Here is a 21,957-nt window from a genome sequence, read left to right as displayed (position 1 = left end):
CAATGAAATCAAAACAGTTGGTTAAATATTTTTTTCTTTCTCTCTTATTGTGTTCGTTAATTTCTTGTGATATATTGCGATCCTTGCGATATGGAGGGATTCCAAGTCAAAGTGATTATAAACATTTTCCGCAAAGAATAGTTAATAATGAAGGTCCCGTTTATAATTTCTTTAAATCCAGTAAAGATTCTCATTTAGGAACAAAAATAGGAGTAATCAATAGGGATTTTAATTCTACAAATGTCAGCTTGGATAGTTTTACGACATTACATAAAACGGTAACATTTTTAATTATTCGTAATGATTCAATTGTTTACGAAAAATATAACAAAGGGTATACATCAAATTCGTTAGTATCTTCCTTCTCGATGGCCAAACCATTTGTTTCAACATTAATAGGAATAGCAATTGATGAAGGAAAAATAAAAAGTGAGAATGATTTCATTGTTGATTATTTACCTGAATTTAAAAATAAAATAGGTTGGGAACAAATCACCATAAAGAATTTATTGCAACATACATCAGGGATTCGCTTTACAGATAGCGAATTAGATCCTGCATCTGATAATGCAGCGTTTTACTGGGGTGATAATTTAAGAGCGAGAATGCTCAATTTAACGCTTGAATGTCCACCCAATACTAAATTTAGATACAGCAGCGAGAACACATTACTTTTAGGATATATCATAGAGAAGGTGACTGGAGGTACGATTTCAAAATACTTAGAAGATAAAATTTGGAAGCCATTAGGAATGGAGGCACCTGCGGCATGGAGTTTAGACCGAAAAGATGCTAAAGCAATTGAAAAATCATTTTGTTGTTTAGAAGCAAGAGCCATTGACTTTGCAAAGTTAGGTAGACTTTATCTAAACGGTGGGAATTGGAATGGGAAGCAAATTCTATCCAAAAAATGGGTAGAATTATCAACTCATTCAGATCCATCTGGAAATAACAAACACTTTTATAATAATAATTGGGGAATAGGACCTTTGAAATATGGGAGTTATTTTGCTGTTGGTTTGTTTGGACAATATCTCTATATGTATCCCGAAAAGAATATTATTATAGTACGTTTTGGGGATAGGGAGACCTCGTATCATCCAAATTATTGGCAGGAAGTATTTTTGCAAATAATTGACCAGATGTAATAAATAGTTGAATTTTAAAAACTGAATTGCTATTCTCTTAGCATAGAATTAAAATAGAATTTCATTTGATATTTGTACTGTAATATTTTTGCAATTAACTTTTAAATCTAAAAAAATGAAAAAATTAGTAATGATTATGTCAATTGTATTCGTTTGCAGTTGTGCGTTTGCCGGAATTCCGCCGGATGCAGTAAAAAAAGCCTTCGTTAAAAAATTTCCTACTGCAACAAAAGTGAGTTGGGGAGTTGAAGGTCCGAAAGAATGGGAAGCAGAATTCACATTGGAAGGAGACAAGATTTCTGCTAATTTCTCAGAAGATGGAACTTGGCTGGAAACAGAAAGAGAAATTAAAGTTGTTAATGTACCAAAAGCAGTTTTAGCAGCTGTAAAATCGAAATACAGTGATTGGAAAATTGCAGAAGCGGACAAAACAGAAAGTTCAAAACATGGAACTATCTATGAAGTAGATTTAAAAAAAGGGATGAAGAGTAAAAGCCTTGCTTTTAAAGAAAATGGTATGTCGGTTAAAGAATAGTTTTGGTTAATACATTAATATCTTAAAGAGTTGGTTTTATATCCAACTCTTTTTAATGATGCAAAGAGTGGTGTCAGCATAAAAGACAAATAGATCGGACCTGTTATTTGTCGTAAAAAAAAGGTCGAAATTAACTTTTAAAGTTCTTTAAAATGAAAAAAATACTATTGTCATTTATCATTATTGCTTCCATTTCTAATAGTTACAGTCAAACCTATAAATTATCCAAAAAGATCAGCACTTCGGGCAATGACGGCTGGGATTATCTCGCTGTTGATGATGTGGCGCAGCATTTATTTGTTTCACACGGAAATAGGGTCAATGTGATTGATTTAAAATCAGATAAAACAATAGCTACTATTCCAGATACAAAAGGAGTTCATGGAATTGCTGTTGCCAATGATCTAAATAAAGCATTTATCAGCAATGGAAAAGACAATTCTATTACAGTTGTCAATTTGAAAACATTTGAATTACTTGAAAAAGTGAAAATTGCAGGAGTTAAACCAGATGCCATTTTATACGATCAATTTTTCAGAAAAGTGTTTGTTTACAATGCTGAAAGTAATGATGCTACGGTTATTGATGCCAATACAAATAAAGTGGTGAAAACAATTCCATTGGGTGGAAAACCAGAGTTTTCAGTAACCAATACTAAAGGGTTAATTTATGTGAATATTGAAGATAAAAACGAAATAAAAACGATAAACGCTTCAACATTAAAAGTTACAAATACCTGGAGTATTGCTCCTGGCGAGGAACCATCAGGATTGGCAATAGATTTAGTTACGAACCGATTGTTTTCTGTTTGTGGTAATAATTTAATGATCGTTGTTAATGCTACAAATGGAAAAATAATAAAGGCTTTGCCAATTGGTTATGGTTGTGACGGCGTTGCTTTTGATGCCAAAAAGAATCTTATTTTTACTTCCAATGGCGAAGGAACGATTACCGTTATAAAAGAGAGTAACGCAAATACTTTTTCAGTTATTGAAACAGTAAAGACTCAAAAAGGGGCCAGAACCATTGCACTGAACAGAACTACAAATCAACTGTATTTGCCTACGGCGGATTTTGGTGTAAAACCAGAGCCAACCCCAGATAACCCAAAACCACGAGCAGGAATAGTACTTAATTCGTTCGTTATTCTAGTTGTTGAGCCAATTTCTAAATAGTTTCATTCTTTTTATCTAAATTTATCCAATGAAATGGAAGCTTTTACTATTAATTTTTATTTGTTTCAAATCTTTTTCGCAAGAAAAAGATTTGAGTTACTTCATTACCAAAGCACAAAATAATTCTCCTTTACTTAAAGATTACAGCAATCAAATAAAATCCGCGACACTGGATAGTTTATTGAATCGAGCAGTTTATAAACCACAAGTTACCGGAAATCTTAATGTTAATTACGCACCTCTAATTAGTGGTTTTGGTTATGATACCGCGCTAAGTAACGGGCAATCTGTTGCGGGTTTGGTAGGTGTTAACCAAAAAATAATTGGGAAAAATAGAATCAATTCGCAATCTGACTCGTTTCAACTTATTAAAGAAAGGTTGGTTTTGAATCAAAAAATTGCTTCAAAAGATTTAAACAAAACCATTATTACTCAATATATTTTGGCTTCGGCTAGTTCAGAACAAATTACCTTCAACCAGAAAATCTCAAATCTTTTAAAAAAAGAAACAAGCATTCTAAAAAAATTAACCCAAAATGCCATTTATAAACAAATGGATTATTTAATTTTTAGTGCAACGGTAAAGCAACAAGATTTAGTATTATTACAATTAAAACAGCAATATCAGAATAATCTGGCCTTGTTGAACTATCTTGCTGGAGAAACTGATACGACTTTTATTAATTTAAAAAAGCCTGAAATTACTTTGAAAAATAGTCGATCTTCTGAGAAAATAGTTTTTTTGAAACAATTTGAAGTAGACAGTTTAAAACTTCAGAATCAAAATAAATTCATTGATTACAGTTATAAACCGTCCTTGTCTTTATTAGGTGATGCAGGTTATAATTCCAGTTTTGCTTATCAGGCATATAAAAATTTTGGATTTAGTGTCGGTTTAGGACTGTCAATTCCTATTTATGATGGTAACCAACGTACTTTGCAGCATCAAAAAAATGATGCGGCATTAGCTACTAATTTAGCTTATAAAAGCAATTTCAATAAACAATACCAACAACAATTATTGATGTTGAATTTGAATTTGAAACAATCAGCAGCTGTAGAAAATCAGTTGCAATCGCAGCTTCTTATTGCTGACGCATTAATTGAAGCGAATAAAAAATTATTGCTTACCGGAGATGCACAAATCACAGAATATATTATTGCTGTTGGCAATTTAATAGCCATCAAAAATGCCATTTCCCTAAATAATAGCAACAAACTCCAAATTATAAATGAAATTAATTATTGGAGCTTTAATGACTAATTCTATGAAGAAATCAATTCTATTTTTTATCCTTACAGCACTTTTTTTTATTTCCTGTAAAAATAGCAATGAAGCCGAAAAAGTAATTGACCCGAGTGTTCCTGTGACTTTAACTACTATTGATACCCGTTCAATTCAAAGTTATATTGACCTGAATGCTACAGCCGCTTATTTGGTCAAAAATGTTATAAAAGCAAATGCTACGGGGTATCTGAATTCAGTTAATGTGGCTTCCAATGATTATGTTTCTAACGGGGCGGTATTATTTTCGATAAAAACCCGTGAGGCAAAAGTGTTAGGGAATACGATTAATAAAATTGATCCAAGCTTAAATTTTGGCGGAGCCATAAAAGTCAGAGCAAATACTAATGGTTTTGTAACTTCAGTAAACGTGCAACAAGGTGATTATGTTCAGGATGGTGATCCATTAGTTTCTATCAATGACTCCAATAGTTTTGCCATAGTTCTGAGTTTGCCTTATGAGTTCAAAAAATATGTTTCAATCAATGAAGAACTAACGGTAATCTTACCGGATAGTACTTTGGTAAAAGCGAAAGTTCAAAAATACATGCCCACTGTCGATGCCACTTCGCAAACGCAAAGTGTGATTCTAAAAGTAATTGGCAAACATGATATTCCAGAGAATTTAATAGTAAAAGTCAGAATTAATAAAAGTTCAAATTCAAAAACTGTTTCGTTGCCAAAAGCAGCCGTTTTAAGTAATGAAACGGAAACGGATTTTTGGATTATGAAAATGATGGATAACAATACAGCAATAAAAATTCCAATAAAAAAAGGAGTAGAAACTCAAGATAAAGTAGAGATTCTGTCGCCGGTTTTAACTCCTGAAGATAAAATTTTACTTTCAGGAAATTATGGTGTTGCAGATACAATTAAAGTAAAAGTGATAAAAGCGGATTGAAATGAATAACTTTTTTGTCAAACATAAAAACGGACTGAGTGCCATCATTTTTTTAATAATTCTGGGAGGTTTTTTCGCATATTCTAAAATGCAAACCAGTTTATTTCCCGAAATTACTTTTCCGAAAATAAAAATCATTGCTGATGCCGGACAACAACCCATTGATAAAATGATGATTACGGTGACAAAACCGTTGGAAAATGCCATAAAAAAAGTACAGGATTTAAAAACAATCAGGAGCACAACTAGTAGAGGAAGTTGTGAGATTTCGGCATTCATGGATTGGAAGTCCGATATCGATTTGAGTAAAACCAGAATAGAGGAGCAAATCAATCAGATAAAAAATAACCTTCCGCCTGATACACAAATTTCAGTCGAAAAAATGAATCCTTCGATTCTTCCGGTAATTGGATATGCTATAGAAGGAAAAGGACTCTCCGCTATTGAACTAAAAAAAATAGCCAATTATACCATAAAACCGTTCCTTTCTCAAATTAATGGTGTTTCTGAGATTAGGATTATTGGCGGAAAAGAAAAAGAATATTGGTTGTCACTTGATTTTACTAAAATGACAGCATTAGGAATTACACCGGATGCTATCACACAAGTATTAAGTCAAACTAATTTTATTAAATCCAATGGGTATTTATCGGATTACAGGTATTTATATCTCACGATTACAGATGCTCAGGTTGATAAAAAGGAGGAACTGGAAAATCTGGTTATTCGTAATAACGGAAAAGGAATTGTAACCTTAAAAGATATTGCTTCGGTGGAAATTAGGGAAGCTAAAGAATACATAAATGTTAATGCCAATGGTAAAGAAAGTATTCTTATAGCAGTTCTCAAGCAACCCAATTCAAATTTGATTACGCTATCAGAGGCGATGCATGATAAACTGGAATCATTAAAAAAAATCCTTCCGAAAAACATAATAATAACGCCATTTTATGAGCAGGCCAGTTTTGTAAATGATGCTGTAAAAAGTGTAACGGATAGTTTGTTAATAGGACTTTTGTTGGCCATAATTGTTGCTGTTTTATTTTTGAAATCGGTGAAAGCCAGTGCCACTATTTTGATTGTTATTCCCGTTACTTTAGGACTCACACTAATTGTTTTGTACCTAACCGGACAAACATTCAATATTATGACTTTAGGAGCGATTGCAGCGGCTTTAGGATTAATTATTGACGATGCGATTGTAGTTGTAGAGCAAATTCATAGAACACACGAGGAACATCCTGATGAGCCTACTGTATCTCTTTTGCAAAAAGCGATACAGTATTTATTCCCGGCAATGGTGGGTTCATCCATAAGTACGATAGTGATTTTTATTCCTTTTGTTTTAATGAGCGGTGTTGCCGGTTCGTATTTTAAAGTGTTAACGGATACGATGATAATCACTTTGGTCTGTTCTTTTTTTGTGACTTGGCTATTACTTCCGGTGGTTTATTTATTGCTTTCCAAAAAAGAAAATAATTCTCAATCGAAAAACGAAACTGAAATCCATGACATAAAAACTCAGACTTGGGTAGCTTATTTTATTGGAAAACCGATAATTAGTATTTCATTTTGTATCGTTCTGGTACTTTCTATTTTTATTATACTGCCTAATTTAGAAACCGGTTTTTTACCAGAAATGGATGAAGGGAGTGTCATTTTGGATTATGAAAGCCCGCCAGGAACTTCACTTGAAGAGACTGATAGAATGCTAAAAGAAGTGGAAAAAATAATTATAAAAATTCCTGAAGTAGAAACGTATAGTCGCCGCACAGGAACACAAATGGGATTTTTTATAACGGAACCCAATCGCGGGGATTATTTGATTCAATTAAAAAAGGACCGAAGTAAAACTAGCAATGCTATTATTGATGAAATTAGACAAAAAGTTGAAGCGACTCAACCCGCTTTGCGTATTGATTTTGGTCAGGTGATAGGGGATATGTTGGGAGACTTAATGAGTTCTGTTTCGCCTATTGAAGTAAAAATATATGGCAATAATCAAACCGAATTACAAAAAATAGCCAAAAAAGTAAATGCAATTGTCGAAAAAGTAAAAGGAACAGCTGATGTATTTGACGGTATTATTTTGGCGGGACCATCCATAAATATTGTGCCTAATTATAGCCAGTTAGCGCAGTATGGAATCACTCCAGCCGACTTGCAATTTCAGTTGCAAACTGCGCTTGAAGGGAATGTTATTGGGAATTTATTAGAGAATGAACGCATAATTCCCATTCGATTAATCTATAAAAATTCAGAAAAAAGAAGTTTAGAAGATATCAAAAAATTGCAGTTATTTTTACCTAATGGTCAATCGATTCCTATTTCCAGTTTAGTTGCTATTTCAGCTCAAAAAGGAGTAGCTGAAATAGAACGAGAAAATCTCCAAATGATAAGTGTTGTAACCGGAAGACTGGATAACAGAGATTTAGGAAGTGTGATGAAGGATATTCAAACACAAGTTAAAAGCAATATTCATTTACCAAGTGGTTATTATATAGAATATGCAGGAGCTTATAAAGAGCAACAGCAATCGTTCAAGGAGTTGTTGATGATATTAATCGCTTCTTCCTTGTTGGTTTTTGGTGTGATCTTATTTTTATTTAGAGATTTTAGAGTAGCATTGGTAATTTTAATAATTTCTGTTTTGGGAATTGCAGGAAGCTATATCTTGCTTTTTCTAACAGGAACGCCATTAAACGTGGGGAGTTACACAGGAATTATTATGATAGTAGGAATAATAAGTGAGAATGCTATTTTTACTTTTTTACAATTTAGAGAAACTTTTAAATTGACACGTAATGTAAATGAATCTATAATTTATTCAATTTCCACTCGTTTGCGCCCCAAATTAATGACCGCGCTTGGAGCAATCATAGCCTTATTTCCACTAGCAATAGGAATTGGAACGGGTTCAGAATTGCATCAGCCACTAGCTATTGCTGTGATTGGAGGATTTATTATTGCGATGCCTTTACTTTTGATTGTATTGCCTACTTTATTGTGTTTAGTTTTCAAGAATGAAAAACATTTTACTCACTTTAATTAATTTTATTTCTATTTAAATTTTTTATTTTTAAATAAATACAAATTACAGCAAATAATTATATAGCTTTTATAGGAGAGTAAGGTAAATTAAATGTTTTTTATTTAGTGATACTTCTGGATGTTCCATATAAATTTGTAAAAACTGTTGGAATTTTCGACTAAAAAGGAATAAAATTTTTTATTGCCTTAATTCTATCTCCTAAAAAGGATACCCAATAGCCAAATTGAAAACTAGATTTTCTTTTCTCCACGTGCCACTTCCAAAATTAATTTGATCTAAAACCCAGCGTTGCCCATCCGGTAAATATGGTTTCCGGATAGGGAAGGCGAAGTCCGTTCTGAGAATTAGAAAAGAGAAATCAAAACGCAATCCGGCTCCGGTTCCAACGGCTAATTCATTCATGAATTTTTTAGAAAATTGGGCCCCCGGTTTTTCAGGGTTATCTTTCAACAGCCAAATATTTCCCGCGTCTAGGAATAAAGCTCCTTTTACCAAACCATAAATTTTGGCTCGATATTCTGTATTGAATTCCAGTTTTAAATCTCCTGATTGATCTGCTAAAAAACTACTGGCCGCAGCATTGCCATCATACGTTCCAGGACCAATGGATCGCGCACGAAATGCTCTTAGACTATTGGTTCCACCAATAAAAAACTGCTTAATAAATGGTAACTCATTCGAATTTCCGTAAGCAAATCCTGCGTCTACAATAATTCTGCTGGCAAGCTGTGAATCTGGACCTAATGTCAAATAATGTCTAAAATCGTTTTCTATTTTTACAAATTGGCTAAAAGGAACATCAAACAGTTTGATAGTATCGCCTTTTGAGATGTTCGCTCCTGAGGCCAATCCTGCAATGTTTCCTGCTAAGTCTAAAGTTCCTTTGTAGTAAAATGTGTTTTTCTTTCTTTTCTCTAATGTATTGGTGTAGGTATAAGAATACGTAGGACCAAAGATTAATTGTTTCTCAATTACTTTCCCCAGTGATGGATTGGCTGCAATTTGTTCTAGATACAAAGGAGTTACGTTTTGAGGACTTGCATAAGTGATTTCGGTAACATTTAATAAATGTTCTTTTTTTACACTTGCTTTCCATAAATAACCAAAGGATCCTTTGAATGTTTGTAAAGAATACAATTTGGTTCTGTTTTGAAATTCATATCCTACGGTAGCTTTTGTTTTTGGCACAAAACCACTGGAAGATCGGATCTTAAATGGACCAATAAATCTTGGCCAAACTAAATTAGCTTCGGTTCCAACCCGATACACATTAAATCCATTGTTTTGCCCGGAAACCTGTACTTCGACACCGCCAAAAGCAGAGATTGTCAATAATTCAGCCCCTCTAAAAGCGTTTCGATTGCTCCAGTTTAAATTGAGTTCGGTTCCGGTATAATTAGCAGAATTGGTTTTTGCCAATACTTCCAAACGAAGTGATTTTTTAGGTAGAGGCGTAAGATAATAATAGGCGTCTAAATAATTTCCTATGGTATCAGAAGGTTTAAACTGATTTTTAACGAATTTGAAAGTACCCAAATTCACCAATCGATTCAAAGATAAATTATGATTGGTGCGATTGTATAAATCTTCTTTTTTGAAATACAAAGCACGGTCAAAAATTCGTGGTTTAAATAAGTTCTCCTGATCTATAATAGTAAAATCATGGTATTTTTTGATAGAATTATAATTAGGTTTCAAACTATCAGAACCAATAGAATAGTTAGGATAAACAATAATTTTATTGATTTTGAATGGTGTCTCCGCTAGTTTTGGAGTTTCGTCTTTTACTTTTACGATAAGATCCACCTGATGGTCTGCAACGGTGCTGTCGACCTGTACTATAAGATAATCGGGGTTGAAGTAGAAAAAACCTTTTTCCTTTAGTCTGGTATCAATACGAACTCTCTCTTCTTTAATAACATCAAGGCTATATCCATTGTCTTTTTTTAATAGACTTCTGCGGTTGGTATTGCGAACAGCACTAGAGATTATGGAGGAATCTTTGGGGAATTTCACTTCCCTAATTTTATATTGTTTACCGGGTTTTACAATATATTCCGCCGTGGCTTTTTTACCATGACGAGTTGAATCTGCTTCTGTTTTAGTGTTGAAATAACCACTATTTTCAGAGAAATTCTGTAAAACACTTTTACTATATTCTAAATCAACCTTACTGTATAAAACGGGTGGTTCACCCACTTTGGTTTTCAGCCAGTAACGCCAACCTTTTTCTTTTTTTGGTTTTCCCGCTAAATTATAAATGAATAATTTGGGTCTTAACCCAAGAAATAAGGAATTGGGTTTTGGTCTGAGGATCTCTTTTAGTGCTGTTTTTAACGCTTTTTTTTCTTTTTTGGTTATCTCATTTCCTTCTACTTTTACTGTTGCGCCAGTATAGAGCAGTTCTCCTTCGGGCAAAAATTTTGTATTGCTGCACGATGTGGCAAACAATGCTAAAAAAAGAAAATATAGTAAATGGGTCTTATTCATCAGATTTCTTTTTTGATTCTTTTTTTAATTTTTTAGTTGCTTTTTGCTTTTTACTTTTACCAAATAACTCTTTGAATTTATTGTAATCCAAAGTAATGATAAAAGCAATTCCTGTTTCTACTACTTCACCTTGAAGGGCCACTTGATATTTATTTATTCGATAGACTCGAATTTTATACCTTCCGTCTTTTGAAAGTTGGTAGTCTAAAGAAACATCACCGGCTATATTGTTAGCATTCTGATTTACTTGTTGCGGTCCTTCAATTCCAAAACTACTTCCAACGGTAACTTTCAATCGATCGTTCAGTAATTTTTTGGAAATGCCTACATTCAAATCGGTTTTATTTGTTCGTTGTCCCGTTGTATAATCGTCGGATGTATTCAAATCAAAATTAAGTTCTACACCATTGATTAAATCGCCTGCAAGATTATTCAGCTGCTGTGATAAAATTTTACTGGCACTTTCTCTGGCTAATGAAGAAACGTTGGCTCTTCCTGCTTCACTCGCAAATGGATTTTCTCCAATGAAACGATTCAGTAGGAGTAAAGCAAAAACCTGTTTGTTCAATTCATCCGGCTGCTGACGTAATTGAGTCAGTTTGGCTTGCGTAGTATTGATAATCTCCGTTGAAACACTATTGTTACCTTCTGGCAAAACGATGTCAAACGAAATGGTAGGTTTCATCAATTCACCAGTCATTTTTAATTTAGTTTCGAAAGGAATTTTTTGCTTATAGGTATTTCTAACTTCGGCTGTAACAGTCCCTAATTGGTCATTTACCAAATCAATTGGTGCCGCTTCTGTTTTATAAATTGCTGTAATATTTATATCGGCCGTGGTTGGTTCTCCAGTCCATAGAATATAACTTCCAGGCTTAATGTCAAATTTTCTTTTGATAGCATTAAAATTCATTTCATAGCTTCCTTCAGTTAATTCATAACGGCCAGTCAAGGTAGTTTTTCCGGATGGATCAATTCCACCGTTCAATTGTGCTTCTCCTTTTAATTTAAGGAAATCCCCGTTTGCTTTGTCAATAATCAGCGATAATTCAGCCTCTTTGTCTATTTCAATATTTACTGAAGCATTGATTCCTTTTATCTCTGATTCACTAGTAAATTCTGCTAGAGCAATATCGCCCATTAATTGTGGATTGTCTTGATCAATAAATTCTACAATTCCTTCTCTGTCGGCTATAGATGGATCAGATTGTGGTAAAACAATAGTGAATTTAGTGTCTTTATTAATTTTGATATTTCCTTCAACAACAGGATTGTCAAAATTGCCTGATATTTTTAAATGGTTGTCTAAATACAATTCGCCATAATACAAATCATTGTCTTTAGCTTTAGAATTAATAGCTTTGAAATTATCGGCATCCAAGGCTAAATCAAAACCAAAATTCCTGAAATTCGTACTGTTGATTTTTCCATTAATGTTTAAATCATTGTCTTTTTCGTCTTTTAGAATGAAATTATCGAAAAGAATGGCATCGCTGGTAAATACGATTTTATCATTTGCTGACTTGAAGGTTGAGTTGAGTTTTGTGGCTTTGAAACCAATTCCATTGAATTGTAATTCTCCAATTACTTTGGGTTGAGTTGTATTGCCTGTAATTTTGAAATTGCCACTAAAAAAGCCTGTACTTTCTTTTATATTATCCAAAGTAAAGCCCTGAATACTTTTTAAATTTAGTTTTTCAATAGCCAGATTCAGATCAAAACTGCTGTCTGTTGTTTTATAATTCCCGTCTAAATTGACTTGGTTGCCTTGACCTGTAATCGAAATTACTGCATCATATCTATTGGCAAATGCATTATTAACTTTTATGCTAACGTTACCTACAGTATCTTTTTTGAAAGTGAAATCTTCAATATTTAAATCCGAAGTAAAAAAGGGTTTTGTAGTTACATTTTTAACCAATGCGTTTCCATTTATTTTTCCGCTCATTTGTAAATCCTTTTTTTCAACCATACTGGTAATGGTTTTGATGTCAAAATCCTTGAAATCAATCGCGATTGGTGCATTAGTAGTATTGGATAGTGATTGTATTCGGATACTGCTTCCATCTTTACTCAATTCGAAATTATCCGCGTAAATTCCTTTTTTGCCAAAACGAATTAAATTGTCTTGGGATATTTTCCAAGATTCATAGTTGAGCAATAGATTTTTTGGATCAAAACTGATTTGGTTATTTCCGTTTGTTGCCTGCAAATTTCCTGTAATCAAGTATCTTTCTTTGTCTTTTAGATCTTTTAATTGTAGCGTATAATCCAGAATATTATTGTGCACTTTCCCCGAAATATTGGTGTAAGGCAACTGAATTTGGTTGTTTTGAATATCGTCTACAATTAAACTGTAAATAAGCGCCTTATCTTGCGTGTCCACTTTAAGAGCAGCATTAGTGATGGTGTTTTCTCCGTAAATTAATTTTGGAATTATACCGCTTAGAACAATACTATCGTTAACAGAATTGTATCTTCCATTGATGTTAATCGGTTCAAGACTTTTCAATTCAGGAATAAGTTTCAATAAAATGGGACTATCTTTTATCCCAATTTTAAAAGCAAATTGTTGTTTTTCAACAGCAATTTTTCTTGAATTTGGTTTGCGGTCATAATACTTTGCAATAGAATTAGATAAAGCGGTCGCTATTTTTGACAACTTGTATTTTCCATTTACCTCACCATCTAAAAATGGTGATTTCAATAGTAATGTATTCTTTTCAGAAGTAGATGTTGCCACTACGTTTATTGAATCAATTACAAATTCTTCTTTCGCATTGGCTATGGTTATACTGTGTGCATTTACGGTTCCATTAAGATAATCTAAATTCGCCGATTGAATATCAGCATCTACAACACCTCTTATTTTCATTGGACCAGCATGCAGATTCAGTTTTTCCAAATCAGCAATGTCAACATTCAGTTTTAATTTGCCAGTTGGGTATTTATCTCTAAAACTGCCGCTGCTGACTAAATCAAAAGTCAGATTAGGATCTTTTGCCACAGCAGTAGCATTGAAGTTTCCACTGCGAATACTTCCTTTTATGCTTAGATTTTGATATGTATATTTATTATAATAGGCTTTTTGAATCGTTCCGTTGAACGAAGCCGTAGCAGTTTTTAGATTGGAACCATTTCCTTTTATAGTAGCTTTTAAAGTGACTTTTCCAATAGAATCGTTTTTGATAAATTTACCTAATTCAAAATTAGTCAGTTCTACTTGGGCATCATACTTATCTCGATTTTTTATGCTGCGGTCATACGCACCTTTGATTTTTGCATTTCCAAAACTACTCACCAAATCCATATTGGTATTAAAATTAGCAATTGTCCCCTTGAAAGTTCCTACTGCACTTAATTTTGAAGGCAGCTGAATCGAATTTGGAATTGTTCCTGGAGGTAAAATTCCATTAAAATCCTTCGAACCGGATTGCAAGTCTTTAATATTCAAATCAAAGTAGGCTTTGTTTACATCAGGTAAACCTATAATTCTGCCGCTTGCTGCCACTTTTGTGGTTCCAATGCCGCTGATTTCGATAGCTGGAAATACCATATTCTTTAATTTTCCGGAAACTTTACCATTAATAAGCAGTATCGCATTGGGATAGCTCATGAAAGGATTCGTCTTGGATACGGTAGGAGCAAAAAGAAGAATATCTTTAATTCCCAATTTACTTTTCTTCAAATTAGCCATAAGACCTAATTCGCCTGGATTTTTAGCCAATGATTCAATTGAAGGATACCCTATTAGAATTTCATCTCTCAATTCTGTTTGAGGCGTTTTTAAATATAATTTTTTAAGAGAAGCATTTCGTTTACCGTAGAAAAATTCAGCATTAAACGATTGAACATTTAATCCACTTTTCTCTCTGAATGTTAACGAATTTGCATCTCCGGAAATTTTTTCGGGATTGTAATACAAGGCATCAACTTGTAAGTTTAATTTAGTAAAATCTAAATGGTTGTAATCGATGCCTTCCTTAGTTGCGACACTGTTATTATTGTCATAACGGAAGTTAATTCGGTTAAACGTTGTTTTGTTTACTTTTACTTCCCAGTTGTTAGTTTTGTCATTAGATTGATTTTTTGCATTTGTTGGATCTAGTTTTCCAAAAGCCAATCCCCCTTCAACACCGGTCAAATCAATACTTTCTATTAACAGTAATTGATTGTTTAGGTCAATTTTATCAATTTTAGCTAACAGTTTTTTTAAATAAAAATTAGTGGATAACTTGGTTTCATCACTATGATAATCGAAATCAATTTTGGATAAATCGATTTCACCTAACTTTAATTTTAAGATGGCGTCCGGAGCATTTTTTGCAGCAGCAACTTTGGTCTTATTGGATATTTGAACTATACCTTGTTTTAATTTAAACTTCAAACCATTAATTTTAGCTTTCGGAATTTCAAAATTCATTTGATCCAAATCAAATGTTTTTACCGTTGTTTCAAAATGATTTAGATTGGCATTTAAATCATTTTTTGTAACGGCATCATTATAATTAAATTTTATTCGGTCTAGCTTAATTTCCTCAACGGAAAATTGCATTGGGGGTGAATCGCTCTTTTGTTTCTCTGGGGAAGCAAAAGCTTTGAAGATATATTCAAAATTAAAAACTGCTTTAGCATCTCTATTTAAATTGGTGGTAATACCTTCCAGTTCTAAGGAGCTGATTTCTATTTTGTTATTGATCAATTGTAACAAACTAATATCAGCCGCTAATCGCTCTCCGGCTAAAAGGGTGTCTTTTTTTTGATCTTGAAAATAAACACCTTTGAGTATTATTTTTTCTGGAAACCCAATTTGTAAGGTGTCAATAGTAATTTTAGTCTTAATTTTACCTTCAAGATAGGTTACTGCTTTTTCTTTGGCGAAATTTTGAACTGACGGCATTTGGATAGCAAGGAGTAACAATAAAAACAATACGATTATAGTTCCTATTATCCAGAGGAAAATTTTAATACTTTTTTGTAGGTATTTTTTCAAAAGGTCTTGATTTTAGGTCTAAAATTAGCCAATTTAGACTAGAAAAGCAATTTAAAGTCTAAATTGAATTAAACACAAAGATGAAAATTTAAATCAGAAATGGTTTATATAATTTGAATATTAACTTACAAAATTTTTGGATTAAAATATCCTTAAAATAATTTCATAACCTGGTTAATTGAAAATGAGAGGTAAATGGGCAAAATAGTGTTTACGTTAGGTTTTGTAAATCGGAATCTCATTAAAATATTCCGCTTGTTTTTCCTCCAATAATATTTCTTTTACGGCCATAAGTATCGCTTTATTTGACGTGAAAAGTTCCCGATTGAAGTTAATAACTGTAGTGATATCAATATCTTCAATGGATGCGTTTTGTGCTTCTGTATAAAAATTATTGAGAGCTGAACTATAATTATTCTGAATGGAATCAAATATATTTTGTAGTTCTTCAAAGCTTACTTTTTTATCCTCAGAGAGGAATGCATTCAACTGAACGTATAGATTTTCAGTTTCTTTTTTATGATGTATAAAAAAATTGTATTTGATATCTTTTGACGAATGTCTGAGATTCGTAATATTGGTTCCAATGTCTTTCACGCTTTTCACACAGTGCATGGAACTACGTACGGCTGAAATAAGTTGGTTGAGTTCCGCCTGTTGTTCGCCTTCTAATTTTGTTCTTAGTTCCAGATAAAAAGCATGTAATTCGCCCTGTAATTGTTTCAGAAAATCATATTTTTCTTCTTCGGTTTTAGAAAAGAAATTTTTTTTCTCATTGATGATCTTAAAATCATCATTTTCCCGAATCTGTAGTGTATCAATTTTGAATAATTCTAGATTAAAAAGCATCGAATTGTGAATGAAGTATTTTGTTTCTCTTCGGAATAAATCAAGTGCAGTTTCTGGTTCATTAATAGAGGCATGGTTTATAAAGGCAGCAGTTGACCCATTGGAGTTTTTAAAAAAACGTTCTAAAAATCTCGTAAAAATTTCAAGAAAGGGAAGAAACAATACAATGGCAAACAGATTGATCAGGCTCGAAAAAGTTACGAGGCCAATCAGAGGATCTTTGATATTGAAAACATCTGTTATTAATAGCAGGATTGGTCTCAGTAACACAAAAGCAACTGCGGTACTGGTGATATTAAAAAGTAAATTACCAAGTGCCACCCGCTTTTTTGAAGCATTTCCACCTATTGCACTGACTACTATTTTAATGATGGTGCCGGTTTCTGAACCCAGAACAATTGCGGCTGCCATGGGAAAACCAATCGCTCCGGCGTGAAGTGCGCTCAATGTAAGTGCCATGGTCACGGTACTGGATTGGACGATTAAAGTAATTCCAAATCCAATGAGTAAAAAAACGACAAGCGGCATCGTGGCATATTGAGAAAAATCAAAATGCTGGACCTGCGATTCCATAGCTGTTTTCATAAAGGAAAGACCGATGAACAATAAGCCAAATCCTAAAAGAAAATAGGAGAGATATTTTAAGGTTTTCCGATTCCCAAATGCCATTAACAAAAAACCACCCAAACAAACCGCGGGATAGGCTATTACTTCAATATCCGTTTTAAAACCCAGCGTTGCGAAAACCCAGTTTGCGAGTGTCGTGCCCAGATTTGCGCCCAAAATAATTGCCAGTGCATTTTTCATTGTGAAAACACCAGCGCCGACAAATGCCAAAACCATCATCGAAACCATGGAACTGCTTTGAAGAACAGCAGTTACAATTGTTCCGCCGACTACAGCACCGATATTATTTTTAGTAATGCGCTGAAGAAACAATTTAAAACTTCTCCCGGATAGATTCTTTAAAGATTCTTCGACCAGATATATGGCAAAAAGGAATAAGCCTACACCGGCAGCGAGTTTTAGTATTGTATTGAGCGTTTCCATAGTATTAAAGATACTTAAATTTATTTGTATAATCTTTCTGACAATGCGTATTTCTATCTTTAAAAATGGATTCTATAATTCTTAAAAATAAAAAACTACAACTTTTTTAGGGTTGTAGTTTGGAGAAATGTTTGCAACGATTAGTTATAAAACCAATAGTTTAGGTGTAAGTATTTTTTAGCTTTTTATATAAAGGTCTAATAGTCGGAATAGTCAGTTGGGTATAAAAAAGTAATGTCTATATGTGAAATATTGTTTTTGTATTTTTCCATAGCGATTAGCCCTTTCCATTCTGGTGAATCTACAAAAGCTTTCCAGTGTGCATCGCGACTTTCCTGATCTGCAAAAGTAGTCATGTACATTAGGTTTGGCATTTTAGCTCCCGAAATAACTTCGCCATAAAAAACAGGATTATACGCAAGTCGGTCAAAGAGTTTTATTTCTCCACCAGCATTAAACATATCCACTTTATTTTTATATATCGCTTCGGTTGCTGATTCGTAACTTCTTAATTCATACACCCGGTTTGCTCTAGGACTATTCAAAGCGGGAGTTGTCATCATCGGATGATCAGCGAATGCTTTCAATAAAACAGATTCGATACGCGCATAAGGTGCTTGTTTATATGTCGCATTCAAATAATCTGCTCCTGCAGTTAAATAGGTTTTGTCTTTGGCCAGTTTTTCTTCCAATCGAAGAAATTGTGATAGGGATGAAAAAGGAATTAGTACGATAATTTTTTTTAGCGAATCAGTAGCATTTGGTTTTAGTTTAAAAACTCCAATATTTTTAATTCCCAATTTATTAAGTCCAGGTAAATACGCTTCTTTTAAAAATTTGTCAGTTGTTTGTTCCTGCTGTTCCGTTTTGAAAATATAGGTTTTGAGTTGGTAGAATTCTCTTGATGGCGTTACGATTTTAGAATCAGAAGTTATTGTTTTAAAGCTCGTAATGGCTAAGGCAACAGCCATTAGGGATAGTAATTTTGGTAATTTCATATTTTATTTGATTTATAATAATTTTGGTTTAATTAAAAAAGATTGAAAATTTCAGCTTAAAGCAAATGCAACTGCAGCTGCCGAATGAATTATTGCGGTGTCAAAAATAGGAACGGCAATATCCTCTTGTTGAATTAATAATGGGATTTCAGTGCAACCCAGAATAATTCCTTCAGCTCCATTTTCTATTAATTTATTGATAATATTGATGTACCGCTGTTTCGTATCGGGGTTAATGATTCCTTTTCCCAGTTCATGGTAAATGGTGTCTTGAATAAAATCTCTGTCTTCCGGCTCCGGTATACAAGTTTCAATATTTTGATCACTGAGTTTAGAGGTAAAAAATTCCAGCTCCATTGTAAATTTAGTTCCCAAAAGCCCTACTTTAGATAGATTCAATTTTTTTATTTCTTTTGTAGTTTCGGTTGCAATATGAATTACGGGTATCGACATTTTTTGCTGAATTCTATCGGCTAAAAGATGCATTGTGTTAGCGCATAAAACAATAGCTTCGGCACCACTTTGCTGCAGGTTTTCACAGGCTTCAGAGAGCATGATAAAAGTTGATTCCCAGTCATTGTTATTATTATTTCTTATAATATCTGCATAATTGAAAGAATGGATTATGCATTTGGCAAAATTGATGCCTCCCAGTCTCTCGTTTACTCCTTCATTAATAAGTTTATAATAATCAGCAGTAGAAACCCAGCTAATCCCACCAATAAGTCCCAATGTTTTCATCTCTTTTTATTTTATCTTTCGATTTGTTATCCTTTTTTTTTAACTAGCCTTAATTATTTTTGTTTATAAAAGTATAAAAAAAGTGTCACTTTTTGGAAATGAATAAATAAATTCTATCGAATTTAAGCATCTTATAAAAAGCAAATATCCGTTAAATAATTATTTCGGAATCTATTATTGTTACTCTTGCCATAAAGTTTGAGGAATTTAATTTAAAAAATTAGTCTTTTTTTTCAATAGCCACTATATAGCCATCTTTGCCTTTCTAAATAGCCGAAATTTTCCCTGTAACAGTAGCTGTTTTGATGGAGGAACAAGATAGAATGATTAGATTATCAGACTTACAAGACGTTTATTTATTGCGGATATTTTTTACTTTTTTGTTTCCTTACTAAATATAAACGACGCAACTCAGAAATGGAATTGATAATGTAAGGAGAGTTGGTTTCTTTTTTCATGGTGCGAATTATAAATACAGTAGGAAAAGCGAAAGTAAAGATAGCTTAACCTACTAAATAATTTGTTTTATTGATCGATAGCACCCATATTGGCAGCATCATAACGAGCGCCTGTGATGGTTCCCATAGGAATAATGGTTTCTAAACGCTTCAGATCTTCAATGCTTAATTTAATTTCGGCGGCTGCATTATTTTCTTCGACATATTTCACGCGTTTTGTTCCCGGAATTGGTAAAATACCCTTTGAAACAATCCAAACAATAGCTAATTGTGAAGGGGTTATTTCTTTTTCAATAGCCAATGTTTTTATTTCATTTACTAAGGCAATGTTTTTGTAAAATTGTTCACCTTGAAAACGAGGTAAACTTTTTCTAAAATCATTATCAGGAAAATCATCAGGGTTCTTGATATCTCCAGAAATAAATTCTCGGCCTAATGGGGAGTAGGCCACAAACCCGATTCCAAGATCTTGAAGTGTTTTTAAAATACCTGTTTCTTCTACGCCGCGCTCAAACAATGAATATTCTGTTTGTACCGCAGTCAAAGGATGAACGTTATGGGCTTTTTTTATTGTCACCGATGAAACTTCCGAAAGTCCGATGTGACCAATTTTCCCTTCTTTTACCAGTTTAGCCATTGCGGCAACTGTTTCTTCAATTGGCGTATTTGGGTCTAAACGATGCAAGTAATACAAGTCAATATAATCTGTTCCCAAATTTTTAAGCGAACGCTCCACGGCTTTTTTTACATAATCTTTTGTACCGTTGAATTGCCAAGGCAGTTGTTCATTGTCATCAATTTCATAGCCAAATTTTGTAGCAATGGTATATTGATTTCGATTTCCTTTAATGGCTTTGGCGACAAGCCTTTCATTTAATAAAGGACCATGTAAATCCGCAGTGTCCAGGAAGTTGTACCCTAGTTCCAATGAACGGTGAATAGTAGCAATAGATTCAGCTTCATCCGCTTTTCCATAAATATCCATTCCTGCAATTTGGGTCATTCCCATACAACCCAACCCTACTTTTGAAACAAAAAGTCCTTGACTTCCCAGTTCGATTTTTTTATTAGTATTCATACTTTTTTATTTTAACTGTGATTTTAATTAGCAATGCAAATGTCAATACGATATTAAATTAAAAAGTAACTCAATCTCTTATAGCTGTATCCAAAATGAGGAAATGGGTTTATCTATTTAAATTCCTTTTAAAGACTTACGAAATCGTCACTTTTAGGGAAAATACTCAAGGCTTGAACGGCAATTTCAGGAGTAGGAGAAGCTAATTTTCGAAGTTTGGTATCCATCCAAGCGCCATCAACAGTTATGGTAGCACAGAGTTTGTTGTCATCATTAAAAAACTCATGTACTATAGACCAGCGCGAAGCATCGGCTTTCATTTTGGAGGTTTTGGTATGCATAAAAATTTTGTCTGAAATTTTTATTTCTTTTCTAAAAACACATTCTTCTCTAAAAAGAATAGGTCCAAAACCTTGTGCTTGCATCACCTTCATCGTTAATCCAAGACTTTCTAGAATTTCTATACGATGCTGGGCTCCAAAATCATAGTAAGCACTATGTCTGACATGAAAATTAGGATCCAGATCAGACCAACGGAAAGATAATTCTTTTATAAATGAAGTCATTTTGTGTTATTTTAAAATACGTTATAGATTAAATTTCAATAAAAGTATATTGATTTATAAAATCGAAAATACTAATAAAAAAGGAATGTAATGACGCTAAACCTTATTTTTTAAAGCTTTTTTATGACAATCAGATAAAAGTGATTTGTTAATTTATTGCTTGTTGAAACGAAAAAAAGTAAAATGGCCTATCTTTTGTATTATAAAAAAATAATTATTCAATTCCGGATATTAAAATATAATCTAAGAAGGATGAAAAAAATAATTTTAATACTACTTATATCTGGCGGTTTGTATGCTCAAGAATTGGTGTTTAACGTTCAGCGGTATTGCATAGACGAGGAACCTTTCAAAAAAGGAGAATGTGATATTACGGGAAACGAATATTCTTTCGTGTTCTTAGATACTAAAAAGAGCAATGTGGTATTCTTTCTTACTGAAATGAGATTGAAATATAAAATTGTTAAGTCAAGTGTTTTTTCTTTAGATCCTAATTATACGGTTTATTCTTTAGAAAATGAAAAGGAACAAATAGAAATGAGAATAAATAAACAGAACACTAAGATCGAATTCCTGTATCCTAACAATCACATTTATTTAACGGTAGGGAAGTCTACTAAGGCTGTAAATTAATTGAT

At 33.1% G+C, this 21,957-nt stretch carries 14 protein-coding genes; 7 read left to right on the top strand and 7 right to left on the bottom strand.

Features of this window, described 5'->3' with window-relative positions:
• Positions 1-2 precede the first annotated feature (2 nt).
• The 6 genes from ACFX5D_RS11925 to ACFX5D_RS11900 all read left to right on the top strand — a co-directional run bounded on the left by ACFX5D_RS11925 (position 3) and on the right by ACFX5D_RS11900 (position 8,096).
• Positions 3-1,148, top strand: a complete 1,146-nt coding sequence (locus ACFX5D_RS11925; RefSeq protein WP_379858409.1) for a serine hydrolase domain-containing protein — start codon at positions 3-5, stop codon at positions 1,146-1,148.
• 115 nt (positions 1,149-1,263) lie between these two features.
• Positions 1,264-1,683 (top strand): PepSY-like domain-containing protein, encoded by a 420-nt coding sequence (locus ACFX5D_RS11920; RefSeq protein WP_379858408.1) that lies wholly within the window; start codon positions 1,264-1,266, stop codon positions 1,681-1,683.
• A 152-nt stretch (positions 1,684-1,835) separates the two neighbouring features.
• Positions 1,836-2,858 (top strand): YncE family protein, encoded by a 1,023-nt coding sequence (locus ACFX5D_RS11915; RefSeq protein WP_379858407.1) that lies wholly within the window; start codon positions 1,836-1,838, stop codon positions 2,856-2,858.
• 28 nt (positions 2,859-2,886) lie between these two features.
• Complete coding sequence (locus ACFX5D_RS11910; RefSeq protein WP_379858406.1) at positions 2,887-4,122, top strand: TolC family protein; 1,236 nt, start codon at positions 2,887-2,889, stop codon at positions 4,120-4,122.
• Positions 4,091-5,044: an efflux RND transporter periplasmic adaptor subunit gene (locus tag ACFX5D_RS11905; protein ID WP_379858405.1), complete on the top strand. Its 954-nt coding sequence runs from the start codon at positions 4,091-4,093 to the stop codon at positions 5,042-5,044. Before ACFX5D_RS11910 ends, ACFX5D_RS11905 begins: the two co-directional genes overlap by 32 nt.
• A 1-nt stretch (position 5,045) precedes the next feature.
• Entirely contained in the window at positions 5,046-8,096 is a 3,051-nt protein-coding gene (locus ACFX5D_RS11900) for an efflux RND transporter permease subunit (RefSeq protein ID WP_379858404.1), read from the top strand.
• Between the two features lie 198 nt (positions 8,097-8,294).
• Here ACFX5D_RS11900 and tamL read toward each other — a convergent pair whose 3' ends face one another.
• The 7 genes from tamL to ACFX5D_RS11865 form a co-directional block, all read right to left on the bottom strand.
• Positions 8,295-10,586, bottom strand: a complete 2,292-nt coding sequence (gene tamL, locus ACFX5D_RS11895; protein WP_379858403.1) for a translocation and assembly module lipoprotein TamL — start codon at positions 10,584-10,586, stop codon at positions 8,295-8,297.
• On the bottom strand, positions 10,579-15,579 hold the full coding sequence (locus tag ACFX5D_RS11890) for a translocation/assembly module TamB domain-containing protein (RefSeq protein WP_465254660.1): 5,001 nt from the start codon (positions 15,577-15,579) through the stop codon (positions 10,579-10,581). The genes tamL and ACFX5D_RS11890 overlap by 8 nt, the downstream gene beginning before the upstream one ends.
• Before the next feature lie 216 nt (positions 15,580-15,795).
• Complete coding sequence (locus ACFX5D_RS11885; protein ID WP_379858401.1) at positions 15,796-17,478, bottom strand: Na/Pi cotransporter family protein; 1,683 nt, start codon at positions 17,476-17,478, stop codon at positions 15,796-15,798.
• Between the two features lie 197 nt (positions 17,479-17,675).
• Complete coding sequence (locus ACFX5D_RS11880) at positions 17,676-18,476, bottom strand: NIPSNAP family protein (protein WP_379858400.1); 801 nt, start codon at positions 18,474-18,476, stop codon at positions 17,676-17,678.
• Positions 18,477-18,527: 51 nt separating this feature from the next.
• Positions 18,528-19,217, bottom strand: a complete 690-nt coding sequence (locus tag ACFX5D_RS11875) for an aspartate/glutamate racemase family protein (protein WP_379858399.1) — start codon at positions 19,215-19,217, stop codon at positions 18,528-18,530.
• Positions 19,218-19,742: 525 nt separating this feature from the next.
• Positions 19,743-20,753: an aldo/keto reductase gene (locus ACFX5D_RS11870; RefSeq protein ID WP_379858398.1), complete on the bottom strand. Its 1,011-nt coding sequence runs from the start codon at positions 20,751-20,753 to the stop codon at positions 19,743-19,745.
• A 128-nt stretch (positions 20,754-20,881) separates the two neighbouring features.
• Positions 20,882-21,319, bottom strand: a complete 438-nt coding sequence (locus ACFX5D_RS11865; RefSeq protein ID WP_379858397.1) for an acyl-CoA thioesterase — start codon at positions 21,317-21,319, stop codon at positions 20,882-20,884.
• Between the two features lie 252 nt (positions 21,320-21,571).
• Between ACFX5D_RS11865 and ACFX5D_RS11860 the strand changes: the two genes are divergently transcribed.
• Positions 21,572-21,952, top strand: a complete 381-nt coding sequence (locus tag ACFX5D_RS11860; RefSeq protein ID WP_379858396.1) for a hypothetical protein — start codon at positions 21,572-21,574, stop codon at positions 21,950-21,952.
• The last annotated feature ends 5 nt before the right edge of the window (positions 21,953-21,957 follow it).

The organism is Flavobacterium fructosi, assembly GCF_042787335.1.
In the GTDB taxonomy this organism is placed as follows: domain Bacteria; phylum Bacteroidota; class Bacteroidia; order Flavobacteriales; family Flavobacteriaceae; genus Flavobacterium; species Flavobacterium fructosi.
The sequence above is the reverse complement of the archived record's forward strand: the minus strand, read 5'-3'. Positions and strand labels throughout refer to the sequence as shown.